The sequence below is a fragment of the Actinoplanes sp. NPDC048967 genome (assembly GCF_040649415.1).
Lineage (GTDB): Bacteria > Actinomycetota > Actinomycetes > Mycobacteriales > Micromonosporaceae > Actinoplanes.
Window position 1 is genome coordinate 826,540 of record NZ_JBEZFL010000004.1, and the last position, 16,877, is coordinate 843,416.

A 16,877-nucleotide genomic window follows, 5' to 3' on the forward strand; every position below is an offset into this window, starting at 1 on the left:
GCGTCTGCCGACGGCGTGTCGCGCCAGGTGGCCCCGGATGACGCTCACATGAACGACTCTGTCCGAGGTCGCCGTAGGGACCACCGGGATTGCCGTGAACCGGTAGGTTGAGCGCTCAGTCGATCAGTGAGGAGCAAACGTGACGGCCGGGTCCGAGGAGATCGTCGTCTCCCACCTCACCAAGCACTACAAGACGCTGCGAGCCGTGGACGACCTGTCGTTCACCGTGCACTCCGGGCGGGTCACCGGGTTCCTGGGTCCCAACGGCGCGGGCAAGACCACCACCCTGCGCATGCTGCTGGGCCTGGTCACGCCGAGCGCCGGCACGGCGACCTTCGGCGGTGTGCGCTACAACGACCTCGATCAGCCGATCCGGCACGTCGGCGCCGTGCTCGAGGCCTCCAGCGCGCACAAGGGCCGCACCGGGCTCAACCACCTGCGGATGATCTGCACCGCGGCGGGGCTGCCCTGGCAGGCCGCCGACGAGGCGCTGGCCAAGGTCGGGCTGACCCCGGCGGCCAAGCGCAAGTTCAAGGGCTACTCGCTGGGCATGAAACAGCGGCTCGGCATCGCCGCGGCGCTGCTGGGCAACCCGCGGGTGCTGATCCTCGACGAGCCGGCCAACGGGCTCGACCCCGAGGGCATCCGCTGGATGCGCGACCTGCTCAAGGCGCTGGCCGCCGAGGGCCGTACGGTGCTGGTCTCCAGCCACCTGCTCGGTGAGATGCAGCAGCTCGCCGACGACGTGGTGATCATCGCCGCCGGCAAGCTGGTCCGGCAGGGCCCGGTCGGCGAGGTGCTCGGCTCGATGGCCGGGATGACCCAGGTGCGCGTGCGCACCCCGCAGGTCGAGGCGCTGACCGCCGCACTCTCCGAGCGCAACGCCACCGTGACCCCGCTGCCCGACGGCGCCCTGCTGGTCTCCGGCCTGGACGCGGCCGCCGTGGGGCACACCGCCTTCACCAGCTCGGTGGAGTTGCACGAGCTGGCCGGCGAGCGCGCCGATCTGGAACAGGTCTTCCTGCAGCTGACGGCCGGAAAGGCGGGCATCCGATGAACCTGGTGAAAGCCGAACTCTTCAAGATCCGGTCCACCTCGACGTGGTGGATCCTCGGCCTGGTCACCTTCGTGCTGTGGGCGCTGACCCTGCTGATCAACTGGGCCGGCAGCACCGTCAACGCGAGCGCGGAGTCCACCGAGGGCCTGACCGCGGACCAGGCCGAGCAGGTCCGGGTGGCCAACGAGGCCGTCAACGTGGCGTCGAACCTCTACACCAGCGGCCAGTTCTTCGGCGTGCTGATGGTGATGCTGCTGGCCGCGATCGTGGTGACCAACGAGTTCTTCCACCAGACGGCCACCACCACCTTCCTGGTGACCCCGCGCCGCGAGTCCGTGGTGCTCGCCAAGCTGATCGCCTCGACCCTGCTCGGGCTGGTCTTCTGGCTCGTCACCACCCTGCTCAACCTGGTGTTCGTGCCGTTCATCCTGGACGCGCTCAACGTCGGCTCCCAGCTCGGCGAGCCGGCCATCTGGCGGGCGGTCGGGCTCAACGCGCTGGCGTACGCCCTGTGGGCGATCCTCGGCGTGGGCGCGGGGGTGCTGATCCGTAGCCAGATCGGCGCCACCATCGCGCTGAGCACCACGTACGTGATCGGCTACTTCGGCGCCACCACGATCTTCTTCCTGCTCACCCCGCGCATCGGCGACTGGTTCGGCAAGCTCCAGGTGCTGGTCCCACCGCTGGCCTCGCAGCTGATGGTCTCCGGCACCGAGCTGCCCGGCAACCCGCCCCGCTGGGTCGGCGCCGTGGTGCTGATCGGCTACGCGGTGCTCGCCGGCGGACTCGGCACCTGGCTCATGAAGCGGCGGGACATCGCCTGAGTGTCCTTCTCGCCCTCAGGAAGTTGGTCACAGACCGGACGTCCGGATGGTCACGGAAATCTCACGGCGTAGCCTTGACGGCGATTTCCTTTCCGTCCCGTGTGACGAACGTCGCGTGCTGACAACTTGGTGAAAGAGGCGAACACGGAAGTGTCGACCCAGCAGACTTCGCATGAAAATCCACTCGCGGACTTCGGTCCCAACGAGTGGATCGTCGACGAGATGTACCAGCGCTATCTGGCCGACCCGTCCAGCGTCGACCCCGCCTGGCACGACTTCTTCGCCGACTACAAGCCGGCGATGGCCTCGGGCTCGATCGCGACGCCCGACGAGGCCACCGCCGCCAACGCGAAGGCCACCGCCGCCAAGGCCGGCACCGACGCTCCCGCCGCGTCGACCATCGCGCCCGAGAAGCCCACCGTGCCCGCCAAGCCGGCCCCGGCCAAGCCGGCCCCGGCGGCCGAGGCGGCCCCGGCGAAGCCCGCGGCGGCCAAGCCCGCCCCCGCCAAGCAGGCACCGGCGCCGGCCCCCGCGGCCGGCGCCAAGGTCACCACGCTGCGCGGGGTCGCCGCCCGGATCGTGCAGAACATGGACGCCTCGCTGGAGGTGCCCACCGCGACCTCGGTGCGCGCCGTCCCGGCCAAGCTCCTGGTCGACAACCGCATCGTGATCAACAACCACCTGGCCCGGGGCCGCGGTGGCAAGGTCAGCTTCACCCACCTCATCGGCTGGGCGCTGGTCCGCTCGGTCATGGCGCACCCGGAGATGAACAACTCCTTCGCCGAGGTGGACGGCAAGCCGGCCATGGTCCAGCCCGAGCACATCAACCTGGGCATCGCCATCGACCTCGCCAAGAAGGACGGCACCCGCACGCTGGTCGTGCCGTCCATCAAGAACTGCGAGACGATGGACTTCCGCAAGTTCTGGCAGGCGTACGAGGACGTGGTCCGCCGGGCCCGCCGCAACGAGCTGACCATGGACGACTACTCCGGCACCACGATCTCGCTGACCAACCCCGGCGGCATCGGCACCGTGCACTCCATCCCCCGGCTGATGGCCGGGCAGAGCGCCATCATCGGCGTCGGCGCGATGGAGTATCCGGCGCCGTACTCCGGCATGTCCGACGAGACGCTCACCGAGCACGGCGTCAGCAAGGTCACCACGCTGACCAGCACCTACGACCACCGGGTCATCCAGGGTGCGCAGTCCGGCGAGTTCCTCAAGGCGATCCACGAGTTCCTGCTCGGCGAGCACGCCTTCTACGACGACATCTTCACCTCGCTGCGGATCCCGTACGAGCCGGTGCGCTGGGTGCGCGACGTGGCCCGGACCTCCGAGGGGCAGATCGACAAGGCCGCGCGGGTGGTCGAGCTGATCCACGCGTACCGGGTGCGCGGTCACCTGATGGCCGACACCGACCCGCTCGAGTTCGAGATCCGCCGGCACCCCGACCTGGACGTGCTCCAGCACGGGCTGACCCTGTGGGACCTGGACCGGACGTTCCCGGTCGGCGGCTTCGCCGGCAAGCAGAAGATGAAGCTGCGCGACGTGCTCGGCGTCCTGCGCGACACCTACTGCCGCCGGGTCGGCATCGAGTACATGCACATCCAGGGCCCGGAGGAACGGCGCTGGATCCAGGACCGGATCGAGATCAAGTACACCAAGCCGTCGCCGGAGGAGCAGAAGCACGTCCTCAACCGGCTGAACGCGGCCGAGGCGTTCGAGACGTTCCTGCAGACCAAGTACGTCGGGCAGAAGCGCTTCTCGCTCGAGGGCGGCGAGTCGCTGATCCCGCTGCTGGACGAGGTGCTGCAGGCGTCCGCCGAGGGTGGCCTGGACGAGATGGTCATCGGCATGGCGCACCGCGGCCGGCTCAACGTGCTCGCGAACATCGTCGGCAAGCCGTACGGGAAGATCTTCAACGAGTTCGAGGGTCAGATGGACCCGAAGTCGGCCCACGGCTCCGGTGACGTCAAGTACCACCTGGGCCAGACGGGCAAGTACACGACGCCGGACGGCGAGAGCGCGACGACCGTCAGCGTGGTGGCCAACCCGTCCCACCTGGAGGCCGTGGACCCGGTGCTGGAGGGCATCGTCCGGGCCAAGCAGGACCGCCTCGACCTGGGCCTGCACGGCTACACGGTGCTGCCGGTGCTGATCCACGGCGACGCCGCGTTCGCCGGCCAGGGTGTGGTCGCCGAGACGCTCAACCTCTCCCAGCTGCGCGGGTACCGCACCGGCGGCACGGTGCACGTGGTCGTCAACAACCAGGTCGGCTTCACCACCGCCCCGGAGTACAGCCGCTCGTCGCTCTACTCGACCGACGTGGCTCGCATGATCCAGGCACCGATCTTCCACGTGAACGGCGACGACCCCGAGGCCGTCGTCCGGGTGGCCCGGCTGGCGTTCGAGTACCGCCAGGCGTTCAACAAGGACGTCGTCATCGACCTGGTCTGCTACCGCCGCCGCGGGCACAACGAGGGCGACGACCCGTCGATGACCAACCCGCGGATGTACCAGATCATCGACACCAAGCGTTCGGTCCGCAAGCTCTACACCGAGGAGCTCATCGGCCGCGGTGACCTGACCGTGGACGACGCCCAGGAGCAGCTGCGCGACTACCAGGCGCAGCTGGAGAAGGTCTTCAAGGACACCCGGGACACCGCCGGCTCTCCGCCGCGGGCGCAGCGCTCGGCCACCGACGAGCCGGAGCCTCAGGTCGACACCGCGATCGACGCGGCCGGCGTGCAGGCGGTGGGCCAGGCCCACCTCGACCTGCCCGAGGGCTTCACCCCGCACAAGCGGGTCCAGCAGCTGCTGGACCGGCGGGCCACGATGGCCACCGACGGCGGCATCGACTGGGGCATGGGTGAGCTGATCGCCTTCGGCTCGCTGCTGAACCAGGGCGTCACCGTGCGCCTGGCCGGCCAGGACTCGCGCCGCGGCACGTTCACGTCCCGGCACGCCGCGATCGTCGACTCGAAGACGGGCAACGACTTCCTGCCGCTGTCCACGCTGGCGACCGGCAACGCCCGTTTCTTCGCCCACGACTCGCTGCTCAGCGAGTACGCGGCGATGGGCTTCGAGTACGGCTACTCGGTCGAGAACCCCGAGGCGCTGGTGCTGTGGGAGGCCCAGTTCGGCGACTTCGTCAACGGCGCCCAGTCGATCGTCGACGAGTTCATCTCGTCCGGCGAGGTCAAGTGGGGTCAGCAGTCGTCGCTGGTGCTGCTGCTCCCGCACGGCCAGGAGGGCCAGGGCCCGGACCACTCGTCCGGCCGCCCGGAGCGTTTCCTGCAGCTGTGCGCGCAGGACAACATGCGTGTGGCCAATCCGACCACCCCGGCGAACTACTTCCACCTGCTGCGCCGCCAGGCCCTGTCGCCCAAGCGCAAGCCGCTGATCGTCTTCTCGCCGAAGTCGCTGCTGCGGCACAAGCTGGCGGTGTCGCCGGTCGCCGACTTCACCAACGGCCGGTTCCAGCCGATCATCGCCGACGCCGGGATCAACGGCACGCCGCTGGACGCCGGTGCGGTCAAGCGGGTCCTGCTCTGCTCGGGCAAGGTCTACTACGACCTGTTCCAGGCCCGGGCCGAGCGCGGCAGCACCGACACGGCGATCATCCGGATGGAGCAGATCTACCCGCTGCCCGTCGAGGAGCTCAAGGCGGTCCTCAACCAGTACCCCAACGCGGAGGACTTCGCGTGGGTGCAGGAGGAGCCGGCCAACCAGGGCGCCTGGTCGTTCGTGGCGCTCAACCTGCTGGAGCACCTGGAAGGCGTACGCCTGCGCCGCATCTCGCGGCCCGCCGCGGCCGCCCCGGCGGTCGGCTCGGCGAAGCTGCACGACGCCGAGCAGTCGGCCCTGGTCGAGGCGGCCCTGCCCCGGCCCTGACGCATGGAGCAGTCGGGGGCGTTTCGCTGCGGCGGAACGCCCCCGCTTACTATCCGGACATGTACTTCACCGATCGTGGCATCGAGGAACTCGTCGAGCGGCGCGGCGAGGAGTCCGTGACCCTGGAGTGGGTCGGCGACCAGCTGAAGAACTTCGTCGACGCCCACCCGGAGTTCGAGACGGCCATCGAGCGCTTCGCCACCTGGCTGGCCCGAGACGACGAGGACGACGACGAGTAGCGCTCAGCGGGTCTGGCGTGAACGGCGGACCGGGCGGTCCCGTCGCCTTCCTAGGCTGGAAGCGGCTTGGCCACCATGGGCTCCTGTCGTCGCATGGAGCAGGCTAGGTTGAGGTGTGGTCGCGGTGGGCAGGGAAGCGGGCCGGCCGATCCGGCGGGTCGAGGCCGATCCCGGCGCCGAGGTCGACCGTGACGCCTGGTGGGCGCGGATCCCGGCGATCAGAGCCATCCTCGATCATGGCCTCAACATCCCGGCCGGCGTGACCTTCGTGGTCGGCGAGAACGGCTCGGGCAAGTCGACCCTCATCGAGGCGCTGGCCGCCGTGCACGGGCTCAACCCGGAGGGTGGTTCGCGGTCCGCGCGGCACAGCACCCGGGCCACCGAGTCGGCGCTGGGGTCGGCGCTTCGGGTCATCCGTACGCCGGGTCGGATGGTGAACTCGTACTTTCTGCGCGCCGAGACGATGCACGGGCTGTACACGTACCTGGAGGGGCTGTCCGGTGGGCCGGACGCCGACCTGCACGAGCGCAGCCATGGTGAAGGCTTCCTGGAGCTGCTCGACCGCAAGTTCCACGGCTACGGCTTCTATCTGATGGACGAGCCCGAGGCACCGCTGTCGTTCACGTCCACGCTGGGCCTGCTGTCCCGGCTGGACACGCTGCGCGCCGACGGCGCCCAGGTTGTCGTGGCGACCCATTCGCCGCTGCTGACCGCCCTGCCCGGGGCGACGATCCTCGAGCTGAGCGGGCAGGGGATCCGCAAGGTGACCTGGGACGAGCTGGAGATCGTGGCGCACTGGAAGCGTTTCCTGGACCGGCCGGAGGGTTATCTGCGCGCCCTGTTCACCGGTACGCCGCCGCTTGAAGGGTGAACAGCTCGGCGTAGAGGCCGTCGCGGGCCATCAGCTCCTGGTGGCTGCCGGCCTCGGCGATCCGGCCGTCCGCCACGACCAGGATCAGGTCGGCCATTCGTACGGTGGAGAAACGGTGCGAGACCAGGACCGTGATGCCCCCGGTGCGGCCGCCGACCTCACGGGCCGAGCGCGCGTAGCGCTCGAAGAGGGCGTGCTCGGTCAGCGGGTCCAGCGCCGCGGTCGGCTCGTCCAGCAGCAGCAGAAGCGGCTCGTCGCGCATCATCGCCCGGCTCAGGGCCACCCGCTGCCACTGGCCGCCGGACAGCTCGGCACCGTCCTCGTAGGACTTGCCGAGGTGTGAGTCCAGCCCGTTCGGGAGACGGTCGACGACCACCTGCGCGTCCGCCCGGTGCACGGCCGCGGGCACCGCCTCAGGGTCGGCGATGCGGGGCAGATCGCCCACCCCGATGCTCTCCCGGGCCGGCGCGTCGAGCTTCACGAAATCCTGGAAGCCGGCCGCTATTCGCTCCCGCCAGCCGGCCGGGTCGATCCGGCGCAGGTCCACGCCGTCGACGGTGATCATGCCCGCGGTCGGGCGGTAGAACCGGCACAGCAGCTTGACCAGCGTGGACTTGCCGGCGCCGTTGTCGCCGACAACGGCCACGGTGGCGCCGGCCGGGATGCGGACCGTCACGTCCCGCAGCACGTCCGTGTCGGTGCCGGGATAGCGGAACGCGACCCCGTCGAGCGCGATGCCGTCGCGCAGGGTCGCCGGCACCGGGCGGTCCGGCACAATCGGATCCGCCGAGCCGGCCGACTCCCGGCGCAGCCAGCGCACCCGGGCCAGCGCGCGGGCGTTGCGTTGCAGCGACCCCGCGACAGCGACCGCACCGGCCGCCTGGGCGTTGGTCTGCACGGCCAGCGTGATGACGAGGACGACGTCGCCGACGGACCGCTCCCCCGCGATCGCGGACCGGACCACGAGCACGACCGCGGCCACGTACCCGAAGGCGAAGATCAGCTGGCCGGCCAGCCGCAGGCCGAGTCCGGCCAGCTCGGCGCGGCGCAGCGGGATCTCCTCCCGGCGGCGGGCCGCGGCCTGGCGCTGCCGCAGCGTGCGCTGCAGCCCGAACAACCGGATCTCCTTGGCGGCGGCCGGGCTCACGGCCAGCTCCAGCAGGTGCCACCCGAGCCGGCGGGATTCGGCGGTGGCGAGCTCGGCCCGCTCCAGGCGGGCCTCACCGATCCGGCCGGCGACAAGCGGCGGTACGGCGAAAAGCGGCAACAACAACAACCACGGCTCCAGCCGCGCGAGCAGCACCCCGGTCAGCACGATCTGCACGCTCAAGGTGAGCGCGGTGAGCACGGTCTGCACGCCCGCGGCCACCTCCCAGCTCTCCTTGCGCAGCAGCTCCATCCGGTCGGCGTAGTCCTGCCGTTCGTGCTGGTCCAGCCCGGCCGTGCCGTGCGCGAGGTCACCGATCTCCCGCTCGATGCGCAGGTGATGCAGGTCGGCGAGCTCGAAGAAGAAGATGTGCGCGAAATGCTCCATGGTGAGGCTGAGCAGCGCGACCACCGCCACGGCCGCCGCCGCCCAGACCGCCGCGGAGGTGTCCCGGCCCAGCGCCGCGTCCGTGGTGAGCGCGAGGAAGACGGCGATCAGGGGCGCGCTCACGTTGCCCAGCAGCATCAGGAAGGCGGAGATGAGCAGCCGGCCGCGGCTCGCCCGCCAGGAGGAGCCGAGCACGCCGGTGATGCCCAGCCACAGGTCACGCATCAGCGGGCTCCTCGATCAGCTCGTCACCGTCGGCCGTTGCCCCCGGCTCTCGGTCCTCGGCGAAGCGGGCCGCCTGCAGGGTGAACAACTCCGCATAGCGACCGCCGCTCGCGAGCAGCTCGTCGTGGGTGCCCGACTCCAGCACCCGGCCGTGCTCCAGCACCGCGATCCGGTCGGCCCGGCGCACCGTGGAGAAGCGGTGCGAGATCACCAGGCTGGTCGCGCCCCGGGTCAGATCCAGGAAGTGGGAGAAGAACGCCACCTCGGCCCGGGCGTCCAGGCTCGCCGTCGGCTCGTCCAGCACCAGCACGCGGGCGCCGCCCTGCACCGCGATCAACGCGCGGGCGATCGCGATGCGCTGCCACTGCCCACCGGAGAGGTCGGCACCGTCCGTGTACTGCCGGGACAGCGGAGTGTCGAGCCCGATCGGCAGCCGCCGGACGAAGTCCAGGGCACCGGCCCGGCGTAACGCGTCCTCGATCGCCGCGTCGTCGTTCAGCTCGCCGGCGCCGAAGCCGACGTTGTCGCGGACCGGCAGCTCGAAGTGCACGAAGTCCTGGAAGATCGCCGCGACCCGGCGCTGCCAGGCGGCGCCCTCGAAGGTGCGGATGTCCACGCCGTCGGCGGTGATCCGGCCGGACTCCGGCTCGTAGAGGCGGGCGAGCAGCTTGACCAGCGTGGTCTTGCCGGCGCCGTTGAGTCCCACGATGGCCAGCGAAGCACCGGCCGGGATGACCAGGTCGAGCCGGTCGAGCACGGCCGGCGACCCGGGCGAGTAGCGGAAGGTGACCTGCTCGAAGCGGATCTCACGGATCGGCAGGTCGGGCGGGGGAAGGTCGCCGCCGCCCGGGCCGGCGGCCGCGGTGGTCAGCTCGCCGAGGCGGCGCAACGCCTGCTGGGCGTTGAGGCCGTACTCGGTCTGCACGTCGGACTCCGCGATGAAGGCGCCGATCCGGACCGAGGACAGTGCCGCCTGCATCACGATCAGGAACGCGCCGATGCCCAGCACGCCGGCCGCCGCGTCCCGGGCCGCCAGCGCCAGCGTCCCGCCGAGCAGGACGAACGCCACGAGCGTGTAGAGCACGTACGGTCCGTAGAAGATCCGGCGGCGTTGCTGCCAGACCGGGACCGAGCTGGCCATGAAGGCGTCCGCGTAGCGGTCGCCGACCCAGTCGAGCAGGCCGAAGACCCGGATCTCCTTGGCCGCGACGGCGGTGAACAGCAGGTCCCGGAAGTAGAAGCGCCGCCGCCGGGTGCGCTGGTGCGACATGTAGATGCGCCCGAAGACGGACAGGCCCACGCGGTAGCCGAACCGGATGATCAAGCCGGCGGCCAGCACCGCGACCGCCGCCCACCACTGCCACACGACGCCGACGACGATCACGGCGGCGACGGTCTGCAGATAGCGCGACAGCAGGGCGATGAAGCCGGCGCAGGCGGCACCCGGCGTCCAGTCGGCGAACCGCAGCAGGGAGATGCCGTCGGCGGCCTGGTCCAGCACCTCGGGGTCCTCCAGCACGGCGATGCCGGACCCGGTGAAGGAGTCGGCCATCAGCTGGTCGCGGACCCGGTCGTCGATGCGCCGGCGCATCAGCTCGCCGAGGAACGCCTGCACCGGCAGCGACAGCTGGATGGCGAAGAAGAGCGCGGCGGCCGTGATCAGGTGATCGCGCAGGTCGAGCCACGCCGTCGAGTCGACGCCACCGTCGACCGCGGCCGGGACCCCGGCGATGACCCCGGCGGTGGCCAGCACGAAGCCGACCGGCAGCAGGCCGGCGACGACCTGGAGCAGGATCGCGCTCGTGACGACGGCCGGGCCGCCGCCGGGCAGGATCCGCAGCATGGCTCGGCGCTGGGCCCAGCGGCCGCTCATGCCCGCGGTGAACTCGCTCCACACCGACCGGTCGACCTCGGCGCCCATGTCCTGGCCGGCCATCAACTCCACCCCCGCAGCGATTGATCACGGTGAACCTACCGAGATGTCCCCGCGGGCGTCGCCCCGTTTTCCCGCCGTTCGCTCTCGGCGGACCGGCCGCCCGCGGGCCGGACGGCCTTGTCCACAGGGTCGGTCGACCCCGGGCGCGATCGCGGCCCGGCCGGTAGGTTGAAAGGCGTGGCGAGCAGCGTGTACGTGGCCGGGGTGGGCCCCGGTGTCGGTAAGGGCACAGTCGCCCTGGGGCTGGTCGAGGTGCTGTCCCGGCGGGTCGCCCGGATCGGCGTCTTCCGGCCGGTCGTCCCGGGCCACGGTGAGGATCCGCTGCTGACCCTGCTCACCACCCGCTACCCGGCCGTCGCTCCGTACGCGGACTCCTTCGGGGTCACGGTGGCCGAGGCCGCCGCCCTGGTCGCCGGCGGCCGGCGCGAGGAGCTCATCTCCCGGATCGTCGAGCGCTACCGCGAGGTCGAGCGGCAGTGCGCCTCCGTGGTGGTGATCGGCAGCGACTTCTCCGACGGCCAGGAGGAGGGGCACGACGAGCTGCCCCGCGAGCTGGCCTTCAACGCGCGGCTGGCCAACGAGTTCGGCAGCGTGGTCCTGCCGGTCGTGGGTGGGCAGGGCCGGCGTTCCGATCTGCAGGCCGCGGTCGGCTCGGCGTACCACTCGCTTGTGGATCTGAGCGCGACCGTGCTGGCCGTGATCGCCAACCGGGTGCCCGAGGGGGTGACGCCGCCCACCGGGCTGCCCGTGCCGGTCTGGGCCATCCCGGAGATCCCGATGATCGCCGCGCCCACCGTCGCGGAGGTCGCCGCTGCCCTCGACGCCACCGTGGTGACCGGGGGCGAGGCCGCCCTCGACCGGGACGTGCTCGACTACGTGGTCGGCGCGGCCCACGTGCCGGCCGTGCTCGATCACCTCACCGACGGGGCGCTGATCATCACGCCGGGCGACCGGGCCGACCTGCTCGTCGCCGCGAGCGCCGCGCACGCCGCCGGCAACGTGACGCTCGCCGGCCTGGTACTGACCATCGGTGAGTTCCCCGATCCGCGCGCCGTGCGGGTCATCGAGCGGCTCAACACCGGGCTGGCCATGCTCGTGGTGCAGTCCGACAGCTACCACACGATCAGCGCGGCCGGCCGGATCGAGGCCAAGCTCAGCCCGGCGACCCCGCGCAAGGTCGAGGCGGCCCTGGGCGCCTTCGAGAAGCACGTGGACACCGCCGAGCTGACCCGGCTGCTCGACGTGACCCGGTCCAGCCGGGTGACCCCGCTGATGTTCGAGAACGACCTGATCGAGCAGGCCCGCGCCGACCGCCGGCACCTGGTGCTGCCGGAGGGCACCGACGAACGGATCCTGCGGGCCACTGAGACGCTGCTGCGCCGCGGCGTCGCCGACCTGACCCTGCTCGGCGACCCGGCCGAGATCGGCCGCCGGGCCCGCGAGCTGGGCGTCGAGATCGGCGCGGCCCGGCTGATCGACCCGGCCACCAGCGAGTGGCGCGACGACTTCGCCAAGCAGTACGCGGAGCTGCGAAAACACCGGGCCGTGACCCTCGACCTGGCGTACGACGTGGTCCGCGACGTCAACTACTTCGGCACGATGATGGTGGCCACCGGGCGGGCCGACGGCATGGTGTCCGGGGCCAACCACACCACCGCCGCCACCATCCGGCCCGCCTTCGAGATCATCAAGACGGTGCCCGAGGTGTCCGTCGCCTCCAGCGTCTTCTTCATGCTGCTCGCCGACCGCGTGCTCGTCTACGGCGACTGTGCGGTCAACCCGGACCCCGACGCGGCCCAGCTCGCCGACATCGCCCTGTCGTCGGCGCAGACAGCGGCGGCGTTCGGCATCGAGCCGCGGGTCGCCATGCTGTCGTACTCGACCGGCAGTTCGGGCGCGGGCGCCGACGTGGAAAAGGTGGCCGCCGCGACCAAGCTGGTCCGTGAGCGCCGCCCCGACCTGCCCGTGGAGGGACCCATCCAGTACGACGCGGCGATCGATCCTCAGGTGGCGGCGACCAAGCTGCCGGAGAGCGTGGTGGCCGGCAAGGCGACCGTCTTCGTCTTCCCCGACCTCAGCTCGGGCAACAACACCTACAAGGCCGTGCAGCGCTCGGCCAACGCGGTGGCGGTCGGCCCGGTCATGCAGGGCCTGCGCCGCCCGGTCAACGACCTGTCCCGCGGTGCGACGGTCAAGGACATCGTCAACACCGTGGCCATCACCGCGATCCAGGCCCGCTCATGAAGATCCTCGTACTCAACTCGGGCTCGTCCTCGGTCAAGTACCGCCTCTTCGACGGCACCGAGACCCTGGCCAAGGGCCTGATCGAACGCATCGGCGAGGCCGACGGCGACGCCGACGACCACGAGGCCGCCCTCCAGCAGGTGATGGCCGCGGTCGACGTCGAGGGCCTCGGCGCGGTCGGGCACCGGGTCGTGCACGGCGGCAGCGAGTTCGGCCGGGCCACGGTCATCGACGACGAGCTCTTCGCCGTCATCGAGCGGCTGGTCCCGCTCGCGCCCCTGCACAACCCGGCGGCGCTCAGCGGCATCGCGGTGGCCCGGAAGCTGTTGCCCGACGTCCCGCAGGTCGCCGTCTTCGACACCGCGTTCCACCAGACGATCTCCCCGGACGGCGTGGCCTACGCGATCGACGCGTCCCTGGCGGAGCGCTGGCAGATCCGCCGCTACGGCTTCCACGGCACCTCGCACGCGTACGTGGCCCGCAAGACCGCTGAGCTGCTCGACCTGCCCGCGGACCGGGCCCGGGTGATCACCCTGCACCTGGGCAACGGCGCGAGCGCCTGCGCGGTCTCCGGCGGCCGCAGCGTGGCGACGTCGATGGGCATGTCCCCGCAGTCCGGGCTGGTCATGGGCACCCGCAGCGGCGACGTCGACCCGACGGTGATCTTCCATCTGCACCGGGTCGCCGGGCTCCCGATCGAGGAGATCGAACGCTCCCTGACCCGCTTCGCCGGCCTCCAGGGCCTCGCGGGCGAGAACGACATGCGAGCGGTGCAGCAGCGCCGGGCAGCGGGCGACCCGGCGGCGACGCTGGCCTTCGACGTCTACTGCCGGCGGATCAAGGAGTACGTGGGGATGTACCTGGCGGTCCTGGGCGGCGCGGACGCGATCACGTTCACCGCGGGCGTCGGCGAGAATTCCCCGCAGGTTCGCGCCGCCTCGCTGGCCGGGCTGACGGAGCTGGGCATCACGATCGACCCGTCCCGCAACGAACGCGGCGAGCGCATCATCTCGCCGGAAGGGGCGCGGGTGCGCGTCTGCGTGGTCCCGACGGACGAAGAGCTGGAGATAGCTCAGCAGGTCACGGCCGCGCTGCAGAGCTGAGCCGGGCGCTGACCGGGACGGCTGAGGCCGCGCGGGCCGATGCTGCCGGCGGCGGTCGCATTGCAGGCCGGACGCGGCGGGCGGTCGCCTTGCAGGCCCGGCGCGGCGGGCGGTCACGTTGCAGGCCCGGCGCGCGGTCCGGTCGCCTTGCAGGCCCGGCGCGGCGGGCGGTCGCGTTGCAAGCTTGGCGCGGAGAGCGGTCGCCTTGGAGACCCGGCGCGGCGAGCGGTCGCCTTGGAGACCGGACGCGACGAGCGGTCGCATTGCAGACCCGGCGCGACAAGCGGTCGCATTGCAGGCCCGGCGCGGCGAGCGGTCGCCTTGGAGACCCGGCGCATTGGGCGGTGGTTGTTGGAGGCCGGGCGGGGCCGGGTGCGGCGGGCGGTGACCCGCTCGCGGCCCGGCCCGCGCTCAGCCCGGGTAGGTCGGCGCGGTCCTGGTCAGCCCAGGGCCAACCAGGCGATCACGGCGATCAGAACGATCGCGACCGCGACGGCGCCGATGATCAGCGGGGTCTTGGAGGCGGCTGGCGGCTCCTGCGGCGTGCTCTGCGTGAAGGCGCGGAACGCCTCGGTGTTGCCGCTCGGGTCGACGGTGTTGTCAGGCATGCGCACGACCATAGCGAAGCCGGGCACCCCCGCGACAGTGCGTCCCGGCCTCCTAGCAGGGCGTTCGTCCCGTCCGTCGAGATATCACCCGTTCGTGGGTGTGTCCGCGCCGACGCCCGCCGCCGGGACACCCGGGCACACTTGGCGGATGGGACGCCGTACCGTCGCGCTTCTGCTCGTTGCCGTCGGCGCGACCGGCGCACTCACCTCGTGCTCCGCCGAGCCGGCCCGCCCAGCGCCGCCGTCGCCCGCCGCGAGCGTCGGACCCAGCCTGGAGAGCAGCCCCGCGCCCACCCTCGGCCGGGCACCGAGCCGCGCGTTCCCGGTCGAGACCCGCAAGCTGAAGCTCAGCCGCGGCCAGGACCGCCCGCTGCCCACCACCGTCTGGTACCCGGCCACCGGCGACGGCCCGTTCCCGGTCATCGTCTTCAGCCACGGCCTCACCGCCCGCCCGGGCGACTACGCCGACATCCTCACCCGCTGGGCCCGGGCCGGTTTTGTCGTCGCCGCGCCGGCCTACCCGCACACCTCCGCCGGCGTGGCCGACTTCGACGTCATCGACCTGCTCAACCAGCCGGCCGACGCCTCGTACGTGCTCACCCGGGTCCTCGCGCTCGGCGGCCAGGCCGGCGATCCGCTGCGCGGGCGCCTCGACCCGGACCACGTCGCCGCCGCCGGGCATTCCGGCGGCGGCATCACCACGCTGGGGATGCTCACCGGCGCCCGGGACGACCGGCTCGCCGCCGCGGTGGTCCTGGCCGGGCGGCAGGTGCTGCCCGCGGCCTTCACCGGCCCGCCGATCCCCGTGCTCTTCGTGCACGGCCGGCAGGACCGGACCGTACGGTACGCCGACGGGCTCGCCGCCTTCAAAGCCGTGCCGTGGCCGAAAGCCCTGCTCACCCTGCCCGACGCCGGCCACGTCGTCACCAGCGGCGCGCAGTTCGACCTGGTGTCCGACGCCACCACCGACTTCTGGCGGTGGAGCCTCTACGGCGATGCCGGCGCCGGACGGCGGCTCGAACGGCGTGACAACCTCGACAGCGACCTCTAGTGCAGGTGGTCGACGGCGACCTTGCCGAAGATCTCGCCCGAGTTGAGCCGGGCGAAGGCGTCGCTCACCGCGGAGAAACCGTAGGTCGAGTCGATCACCGGGCGGATGTCGCGTTCGACGCAGAGGTCCAGCAGGGCGGCCAGTTCCTCGGCCGTGCCCATCGTGCTGCCGAGGATCTCCAGCTGCATCATGAAGACGCGGCGCAGGTCGACCTTGGGGAACGGGCCGCCGGTCGCGCCGCAGACCACGATGCGGGCGCCGGGGGCCGAGCACTTCAGCGAGTGCTCGAAGGTCGGGGCGCCCACCGACTCGATCACCACGTCCACGCGTTCGGGCAGGCGGGCGCCCGGCTCGACCGCGGTGGCGCCCAGTTCGGTGATCCGCTCCCGCTTGGCGGCGTCGCGGCTGGTCGCGTACACCCGTTTGCCGAGCGCGGTCGCGAGCGCGACCGCGGCAGTGGCCACCCCGCCGCCCGCGCCCTGCACCAGGACCGACCCGGCGTCGGCGACGCGGCCGCGCGCGGTGAGCATGTGGTACGCGGTCAGCCACGCCGTGGGCAGGCAGGCCGCATCCAGGAACGAGATGCCGGCGGGCTTGGGCACCAGGTTCTCCGCCGGTACGGCGACCCGCTCGGCCAGCGTGCCCGGAAAGCGCTCGGACAACAACGAGAAGCCCCGCGGGTCCCCCGGATCTTTGATCACCGGATAGACGACGACCTCATTGCCGTCGGAGTCCACACCGGACGCGTCACACCCGAGGATCATCGGCAGCCGGTCGGCGGGCAGGCCGACGCCCCGCAGCGACCAGATCTCATGATGGTTGAGCGAGCTGGCCCGCACATCGACGGTCACCCAGCCGTCCGGCAGGGACGGCTCGGGTTGGTCACCGACGGTCAGTCCGGCCAGCGGCTCGTCGGGCTTCGTCGCACTGGCGTAGGCGGCTCGCATACTTCGCAGCTTAGGCCGGACCCGCCGATCCTGTCGCCGGCCTGACCCGGCCGGGCAGAGCCAGGCGCATGCCGGGCCCGGCCAAGCGAAGGCCGGACAACGCCCGGAGGCGGTCCGGGCACGGCCAAGCGAGCGCCGGGCGCGGTCCGGGCACGGCCAGGGGAACGCCAGACAAAGCCGGAGCCGGCCCGGGCACGGCCAAGCGAACGCCGGCAAGGCCGAACCCGGCCAGATGAACGCCAGACAAAGCCGGAGCCGGCCCGGGCACGGCCAAGCGAACGCCGGCAAGGCCGGACCCGGCCGGGCGACCGTCGGGCACCCGATCCGGGCCCGGCCGGGATCAC

12 protein-coding genes are annotated in these 16,877 nt (G+C 71.7%); 8 read left to right on the forward strand and 4 right to left on the reverse strand.

The genetic code is table 11. The features are described from left to right. Nucleotides 1-139 precede the first annotated feature (139 nt). The 5 genes from AB0C12_RS21550 (at nucleotide 140) to AB0C12_RS21570 (ending at nucleotide 6,885) form a co-directional block, all read left to right on the forward strand. Nucleotides 140-1,057, forward strand: a complete 918-nt coding sequence (locus AB0C12_RS21550) for an ABC transporter ATP-binding protein (protein ID WP_360550463.1) — start codon at nucleotides 140-142, stop codon at nucleotides 1,055-1,057. Beyond that, nucleotides 1,054-1,881: an ABC transporter permease subunit gene (locus AB0C12_RS21555; RefSeq protein WP_360550465.1), complete on the forward strand. Its 828-nt coding sequence runs from the start codon at nucleotides 1,054-1,056 to the stop codon at nucleotides 1,879-1,881. The genes AB0C12_RS21550 and AB0C12_RS21555 overlap by 4 nt, the downstream gene beginning before the upstream one ends. Before the next feature lie 150 nt (nucleotides 1,882-2,031). After that, on the forward strand, nucleotides 2,032-5,775 hold the full coding sequence (locus AB0C12_RS21560) for a multifunctional oxoglutarate decarboxylase/oxoglutarate dehydrogenase thiamine pyrophosphate-binding subunit/dihydrolipoyllysine-residue succinyltransferase subunit (protein WP_360550467.1): 3,744 nt from the start codon (nucleotides 2,032-2,034) through the stop codon (nucleotides 5,773-5,775). Nucleotides 5,776-5,834: 59 nt separating this feature from the next. After that, nucleotides 5,835-6,014: a DUF6104 family protein gene (locus AB0C12_RS21565; protein ID WP_212991121.1), complete on the forward strand. Its 180-nt coding sequence runs from the start codon at nucleotides 5,835-5,837 to the stop codon at nucleotides 6,012-6,014. Nucleotides 6,015-6,138: 124 nt separating this feature from the next. Next, nucleotides 6,139-6,885, forward strand: a complete 747-nt coding sequence (locus tag AB0C12_RS21570; RefSeq protein WP_360550469.1) for an AAA family ATPase — start codon at nucleotides 6,139-6,141, stop codon at nucleotides 6,883-6,885. On the opposite strand, the gene AB0C12_RS21575 is transcribed toward AB0C12_RS21570, so the two are convergent. Continuing rightward, complete coding sequence (locus AB0C12_RS21575) at nucleotides 6,857-8,644, reverse strand: ABC transporter ATP-binding protein (protein ID WP_360550471.1); 1,788 nt, start codon at nucleotides 8,642-8,644, stop codon at nucleotides 6,857-6,859. The genes AB0C12_RS21570 and AB0C12_RS21575 overlap by 29 nt on opposite strands. Beyond that, a complete protein-coding gene (locus AB0C12_RS21580) occupies nucleotides 8,637-10,580 on the reverse strand; it encodes an ATP-binding cassette domain-containing protein (RefSeq protein WP_360550473.1) in 1,944 nt (647 codons plus the stop codon). Before AB0C12_RS21580 ends, AB0C12_RS21575 begins: the two co-directional genes overlap by 8 nt. Nucleotides 10,581-10,748: 168 nt before the next feature. On the opposite strand from AB0C12_RS21580, the gene pta reads away from it, so the two are divergent. After that, on the forward strand, nucleotides 10,749-12,824 hold the full coding sequence (gene pta, locus AB0C12_RS21585) for a phosphate acetyltransferase (protein WP_360550475.1): 2,076 nt from the start codon (nucleotides 10,749-10,751) through the stop codon (nucleotides 12,822-12,824). Beyond that, nucleotides 12,821-13,927, forward strand: coding sequence for an acetate kinase (locus AB0C12_RS21590; protein ID WP_360550477.1), 1,107 nt, complete (start codon nucleotides 12,821-12,823; stop codon nucleotides 13,925-13,927). The genes pta and AB0C12_RS21590 overlap by 4 nt, the downstream gene beginning before the upstream one ends. A gap of 440 nt (nucleotides 13,928-14,367) precedes the next feature. Here AB0C12_RS21590 and AB0C12_RS21595 read toward each other — a convergent pair whose 3' ends face one another. Further along, complete coding sequence (locus tag AB0C12_RS21595) at nucleotides 14,368-14,535, reverse strand: hypothetical protein (RefSeq protein ID WP_360550479.1); 168 nt, start codon at nucleotides 14,533-14,535, stop codon at nucleotides 14,368-14,370. A 148-nt stretch (nucleotides 14,536-14,683) separates the two neighbouring features. Between AB0C12_RS21595 and AB0C12_RS21600 the strand changes: the two genes are divergently transcribed. Then, complete coding sequence (locus AB0C12_RS21600) at nucleotides 14,684-15,586, forward strand: chlorophyllase (protein ID WP_360550481.1); 903 nt, start codon at nucleotides 14,684-14,686, stop codon at nucleotides 15,584-15,586. Here the strand turns inward: AB0C12_RS21600 and AB0C12_RS21605 are convergent. Then, on the reverse strand, nucleotides 15,583-16,542 hold the full coding sequence (locus AB0C12_RS21605; RefSeq protein ID WP_360550589.1) for a zinc-binding dehydrogenase: 960 nt from the start codon (nucleotides 16,540-16,542) through the stop codon (nucleotides 15,583-15,585). The genes AB0C12_RS21600 and AB0C12_RS21605 overlap by 4 nt on opposite strands. Nucleotides 16,543-16,877: the final 335 nt, after the last annotated feature.